Source organism: Phytobacter sp. V91, assembly GCF_965644225.1.
Taxonomy (GTDB): domain Bacteria; phylum Pseudomonadota; class Gammaproteobacteria; order Enterobacterales; family Enterobacteriaceae; genus CBFFRJ01.
Window position 1 is genome coordinate 1 of record NZ_CBFFRJ010000207.1, and the last position, 5,035, is coordinate 5,035.

At 52.6% G+C, this 5,035-nt stretch carries 8 protein-coding genes; 1 reads left to right on the top strand and 7 read right to left on the bottom strand.

What is annotated here, in order from left to right:
• The 4 genes from ACSZO4_RS24475 to ACSZO4_RS24490 all read right to left on the bottom strand — a co-directional run.
• On the bottom strand, positions 1 to 437 hold a 437-nt coding region (locus ACSZO4_RS24475; protein ID WP_437891691.1), incomplete at its 3' end, for a relaxase/mobilization nuclease domain-containing protein.
• Complete coding sequence (locus ACSZO4_RS24480) at positions 427 to 750, bottom strand: MobC family plasmid mobilization relaxosome protein (RefSeq protein WP_437891697.1); 324 nt, start codon at positions 748 to 750, stop codon at positions 427 to 429. The genes ACSZO4_RS24475 and ACSZO4_RS24480, both read right to left, overlap by 11 nt.
• A gap of 1,033 nt (positions 751 to 1,783) precedes the next feature.
• Positions 1,784 to 2,197: a hypothetical protein gene (locus ACSZO4_RS24485; RefSeq protein WP_437891692.1), complete on the bottom strand. Its 414-nt coding sequence runs from the start codon at positions 2,195 to 2,197 to the stop codon at positions 1,784 to 1,786.
• A 286-nt stretch (positions 2,198 to 2,483) separates the two neighbouring features.
• Positions 2,484 to 2,951: a helix-turn-helix domain-containing protein gene (locus ACSZO4_RS24490; RefSeq protein WP_437891693.1), complete on the bottom strand. Its 468-nt coding sequence runs from the start codon at positions 2,949 to 2,951 to the stop codon at positions 2,484 to 2,486.
• A gap of 350 nt (positions 2,952 to 3,301) precedes the next feature.
• Between ACSZO4_RS24490 and ACSZO4_RS24495 the strand changes: the two genes are divergently transcribed.
• Positions 3,302 to 3,700, top strand: coding sequence for a hypothetical protein (locus ACSZO4_RS24495; protein ID WP_437891694.1), 399 nt, complete (start codon positions 3,302 to 3,304; stop codon positions 3,698 to 3,700).
• A gap of 24 nt (positions 3,701 to 3,724) precedes the next feature.
• Here ACSZO4_RS24495 and ACSZO4_RS24500 read toward each other — a convergent pair whose 3' ends face one another.
• The 3 genes from ACSZO4_RS24500 to ACSZO4_RS24510 all read right to left on the bottom strand — a co-directional run bounded on the left by ACSZO4_RS24500 (position 3,725) and on the right by ACSZO4_RS24510 (position 4,989).
• Positions 3,725 to 4,171, bottom strand: coding sequence for a regulatory protein RecX (locus tag ACSZO4_RS24500; protein ID WP_437891695.1), 447 nt, complete (start codon positions 4,169 to 4,171; stop codon positions 3,725 to 3,727).
• 155 nt (positions 4,172 to 4,326) lie between these two features.
• The gene (locus tag ACSZO4_RS24505; protein ID WP_014538403.1) at positions 4,327 to 4,536 is read right to left on the bottom strand and encodes an MbeD family mobilization/exclusion protein; all 210 of its coding nucleotides are present in this window, start codon (positions 4,534 to 4,536) and stop codon (positions 4,327 to 4,329) included.
• Positions 4,537 to 4,542: 6 nt separating this feature from the next.
• Positions 4,543 to 4,989: an MbeB family mobilization protein gene (locus tag ACSZO4_RS24510; protein ID WP_437891696.1), complete on the bottom strand. Its 447-nt coding sequence runs from the start codon at positions 4,987 to 4,989 to the stop codon at positions 4,543 to 4,545.
• Between the last annotated feature and the right edge of the window lie 46 nt (positions 4,990 to 5,035).

The following is a 5,035-nucleotide window of genomic DNA, read 5'->3' on the forward strand; positions in this document are numbered from 1 at the left end:
TGCAGCCCCAGCCTGCCGTTCACGATGGTCTGCCAGGCATCAATGCGCGGACGGTCGGCGCGGTCGTAATACGGCTGGAGACGCCTGCCGGTCAGCAGCTCCGTGTTCGGGATCAGGAAGTTCAGCTCCAGCCGCCCCTTATCCTGATGCTCAACCCACAGCACGCTGTACTGGTCTTTATCGAGTCCGGGCATCAGAACCCGCTCGAAGCTCGCCATCAGCTTTTCACGCTGACCGGGCGGTAAATCCTTTTCGGCAAAGGACAGGACGCCAGAGGTGTACTTTTTGGCGTAGGGCGAGGCGTCGATAAGCTCCCGGACTTCTTCCGGCTTCCCCTGCAGGACGCTGGCGCCGTCGCGCTGGCGGTCTTTACCCAACAGATAATCCACCGGACCGGCACCGCCGCCACGCCCTCGAGGGTGAAACTTAACAATCATCGTCAGCCCCCTTTTCCAGCACGGCGTGCCGCAGCCGCTCGAGTCCGGCATCGATGGCCATCAGTGCGGCGACTACCTGCACTCGGTCGTGTCCGGAGCTGACACCGCTGTTAACCTGCCGGGCAATCTGGTTAAGGTTATTGCCCATGCCGGCAAGCTGACGAAGCAGAACCGGCGAGATAGACGGAAGTTTGCCGGCGCGGGCGGGCTTTTCGTCCAGGCACGTCTGGCGCATCCAGGCCGCGAGTTGCTTACTGTCGCAGCGCTCGAGCAGACGCCGGTGCTCATCTTCCGTTACCCACATGGTGAGCATTTTGCTGCGTTTGTCTGCCAATCCGGCCTCCTGATAACGCCGGGACGGGCGGGAAATTCTTTCCCGGACGGCGCGGTGTTGGACAAGCCGCAGGCGCGTCAGTGGTTTTAGCGGGTTTCGGGGCGCAGCCCTGAACCAGTCACGTAGCGCTAGCGGGGTGTATACTGGCTTACGATGGTAAATCGAAGTGGTGATTCAGGAAAGCGCTTCATGTGGCAGGGGAAAAATGCGGCTGCGGGGCGTAAGTGCGAAATGCCGGTGTCGTTGAAATGACGCCTCCTCGCTCACTCGGTCGCTACGCTCCTGTCGTAAGACTGCGGCGGGCGTTACCAGCTCAAGAATGACGAGATAAAGAGGTGACGCTCAAATCAGGAAGGGCCAGAGAAAGGATGCGGCGTTGCCGTTTTTCCATAGGCTCCGCCCCCCTGACAAGCATCACGAAATCTGACGCTCAAATCAGTGGCGGCGAAACCCGACAGGACTATAAAGATCCCAGGCGTTTCCCCCTGGTAGCTCCCTCGTGCGCTCTCCTGTTCCTGCCTTTCGGTTTACCGGTGTCATTCCGCTGTTATGGCCGCGTTTGTCTCATTCCACGCCTGACACTCAGTTCCGGGTAGGCAGTTCGCTCCAAGCTGGACTGTATGCACGAACCCCCCGTTCAGTCCGACTACCACGCCAGTTCCGGTAACTATCGACTTGAGTCCAATCCGGAAAGACACGACGAATCGCCAGTGGCGGTAGCCATTGGTAAGAAGGTGTACAAGAAGATTACTAGTGCAGAGTTCTTGAAGTCTGGGCCAAATTACGGCTAAACTGGAAGGACTAATTTGGTGGCAGCGGTCTTGTACACCCTGTTACCACGGTTCATAAACTTGCCGGTTTAATGAACCTTCGAAAAACCACCTTGCCGGGTGGTTTTTTCGTATCTAACGATACAACTAGTTATATCGTATGGCAACATGAAGCTCCCTAATAGCCTTAAGCTAACGTAAAAAACGCACACCTCGTTCGTTTTTTCTTTAAGCAAAGAAGGCTAAATAAACTCATCCCAATTAAGCTCTTCCCTAGCCTTTTTTAGTGTTGAAACCGATGGCGTCCTATATAGATTCCAATGTGTAGCCCACACCCTGCTTTGCTCTTTTTCTAATGATGAATTTGATGGAACCATCCCTTCCCATCCTGGATGGTTGGTATTTTTAGCAACAACAATACAACTTAAAGGAGGAAGTTTGTTATATAGGCAGTACAATGAAACTGTACCTAACGCCTCAGCTAAAGTGCGCCCAGCTTGCGCTGAATAACCTATAAGGTTAGCAAGCTCACCATATGTTATGGTTTTATTTTTATTGAACAAACACCATGAAGTTAAGGCAATCCATACAAAATGAGCCTGCTCTTCCCTTCTTGATCCAACCTCTTTGAACGCTTTTATTTTTGGAATATCCATAGTTACCTCCCCGCTATAGCTTTTGCTAGGACTTGCACGGCACAACCCACCAAGTTGTAAGCTTAATACCAAGTGGTGCCGTTACTAGCCAATAGGTACTAAAATAACAATTAGCCAGCATATCCACAGGTAATATACATACAACTCGTCATAAATGAAACATTTAGTAAGAAAAATAACAAATTTAGGGTGTTCGGGATGTCCTAACAACAGGATTTCCCGAACACCCCAAATTTATTAGCTAAAGCAAGGGGTTTTAACATAACATCTCTGTTGCGAATCACGGTTATCGCCGCAGCATCTGCCGCAGCCGCTTCTGTTGCCAGCGGCTGATCAGCCCGCGAAAAAAGAATGTCCTCATGCCACGAATAACCAGCAGCGCACACCAGATCCCCGTAACCCACAATGACCATACGCTGGCCGGGGCCGTAAAGTGGTTAAGAACAAGCAACAGCGCGCAGACGACGACAGCCGTAATTACTGATCGGTAAAAACGGCCTTCCTCAGCTATTTTTCTCTTCGCTTCGGCAATTTTCTGGTCAAGAGCGTCATCGCCATGCGCATCAGGGCCGGAAAGATCCGCCACGCTCACCTCAAATACAGCAGCCAGGGCACTCAGTGTTTCTAGGCTTGGCTGATCGCCGTTCTCGATACGCTGAACCGTGCGCACGCTCATCCCGGACAGTTCAGCAAGCTGCTCCTGGGACCAGGCACGCGCAAGACGCAGCGACCTGAATTTGTTGGTATCACTCATTTCCTGTCTCCGAATGGAAGATGGTCAGCACACAGTGTTGACCGCGTAATCCTGCGCGACCACGATCTTAACCCGACAGTAACGTGACAGCGGTCTGACATGCCGCATTGAGGTCTTTGAAACCGTAACTTCAGGAGCATGTACGGTCAGATTTAACATAAGAGTTCTTGTCCGAACCGCCTGAGAAGCACTCAGCACAACTTTACGTCCTGAGCCGTGAAAAGATACCTATCACCCCACTAAAACGCCCCGGAATCGCGCCGGTGAGTTTTGCGCGCGTGCATGGTTATGCATGGCAGTGACTGTGGTAAAATTTCGGGCATTATTTGTCACCAGATGGCTAAAACTTCATGTCCCGTAATCCAAAAAATGGCGGCAGACCAAATCAAAAACCGCGTAATATCCAGGAACTCGTCAGCACCCTGAGCGAAAGCGAACTACGCGCACTGAATCAGTGTATTGTCCAACGTCTCCGGACCCTGCAACAACAACGTGCACAGCAGAATATGACGCAATTCCGGCTGGGTGACGTGGTACGCTTCACCGGTAATGACCAGAAAGAAGTCACAGGAATCATCATCCGTCTCAACAAAAAAACAGTATCAGTACACTCCGAGACAGGTGGGCGATGGACGGTATCGCCGCATTTTCTGACCTTAATAAAACGACAGGCAACCGGCGAGGAAGTAAGGCAGGAAACGTCACTTATCGTTGATATTCCTGTCACGCTTAACAAGCTGACACACTGAAAATAAAGAAATGAAGCGTAAGCGTCAGTCTTCCTGTGGTGTGATTGCTTCCATGATCATATCCATCGAAAACCCCCGACTTTGCAGGAACCGCATCTGACGCCCTTTTTCTCTGGCATCGGAAGGATAATCGTCCCCAAATTTTTTAATCCGGCAGTCTGATGCCATCTGAAACCAGTCCACATCACAGTCTTTAATTGTCTTTTCAGTCACCTCCTGATCGATACCTTTCTGTCTAAGCTCCTGCCTGATACGGGTCGGACCATACTGTTTTCGCAAAAAACGGGACACCATATTTTCAGCAATACGCTGATCGTTCAGATAGTCGCTGTCACGAAGACGGACAATGACAGTTTCCACAGTCATCCCGTCATCTGTCATATGGTGTAAAGCCCTGCGCATTTCGCCGTTGCTGTAGTCCTTACGTGCAAGAAGAGAGACTGCGTGTTCGTAAAGTTCATCCGGCTTCATTGAAGCTCCTTCGTTTTCTGTTCAGCCATATAACAACGTTTAACCCAGAGACGGGCCATTGTAAGTTTTCTGACGCTGCAACCGTTCCCGCTCCAGCACTTTCTGGTGCTGCGCCGCACGCTCGTGCTCCCTGTATGCTTCAATAGCGTTCAGCCTCACGACAACCGGCGAAGCTGCTCGCTCAAACTCTGCACCTGCCTGCTCAAGCCCGTGACGCGCTCGCTCAGCGCCGCGTTCTCCCGTTGCATAAGACCAGACATCGTCCGCCATTCCGCGAAGGCGTTCTCCCACTCGTCCAGCCTTTTCGAGTAGTCCTGCTGTAGCTGCTCTAATGCGCTCAGCAACTGTTTTTCCAGCTCCGTCATGCAGCTCTACTCCTGCACCAGTCTGATGCCATTCTTCCTGCCGTTGTCGAACGTCCAGTTCGTGTCCGCTTTCACGCCTTCCGGCAGCACCAGAAAACGCCCCTGATTGTCTTCCTGATACCTCACGCCCCACGTCCGCGCGTTCAACTTCTCCAGAGCGTCCTTCTGCTCCCGGATGCTCGTGTAATTGTCGAGCATCTGCTGCCCCTGCCACCACAGAATGCCCGCGCTCGAGGCTATCAGCATCCCTTTCGTGCGCTGCCTCATGGCTGAGGACAGCTTCCGGTCGTGGTCGAGGATGGCGGCGCTGATTCTCTTCTCGCTTTCGCTCAGTTCCGCTCTGACAGACTTCTCGTGCTCGCTGAATGCGGCTTTCAGCATCTCGCCGGTAGTCTGCTGCTGCGCTTTCGATTTCTGCTCTAAGTCCTTCGCCAGCGTTAAAAGACTGTTCATAGATGGCTCCCTTCAGTCGGATGTTTCGCCCCCCGTCCGGGTCGGC

What these genes read in the sequence shown, in the direction of transcription:
- ACSZO4_RS24510 (WP_437891696.1), bottom strand. Translation starts at nt 4,989, where the DNA reads ATGAACAGTCTTTTAACGCTGGCGAAGGACTTAGAGCAGAAATCGAAA.
- ACSZO4_RS24505 (WP_014538403.1), bottom strand. Translation starts at nt 4,536, where the DNA reads ATGACGGAGCTGGAAAAACAGTTGCTGAGCGCATTAGAGCAGCTACAG.
- ACSZO4_RS24490 (WP_437891693.1), bottom strand. Translation starts at nt 2,951, where the DNA reads ATGAGTGATACCAACAAATTCAGGTCGCTGCGTCTTGCGCGTGCCTGG.
- ACSZO4_RS24500 (WP_437891695.1), bottom strand. Translation starts at nt 4,171, where the DNA reads ATGAAGCCGGATGAACTTTACGAACACGCAGTCTCTCTTCTTGCACGT.
- ACSZO4_RS24480 (WP_437891697.1), bottom strand. Translation starts at nt 750, where the DNA reads ATGCTCACCATGTGGGTAACGGAAGATGAGCACCGGCGTCTGCTCGAG.
- ACSZO4_RS24495 (WP_437891694.1), top strand. Translation starts at nt 3,302, where the DNA reads ATGTCCCGTAATCCAAAAAATGGCGGCAGACCAAATCAAAAACCGCGT.
- ACSZO4_RS24485 (WP_437891692.1), bottom strand. Translation starts at nt 2,197, where the DNA reads ATGGATATTCCAAAAATAAAAGCGTTCAAAGAGGTTGGATCAAGAAGG.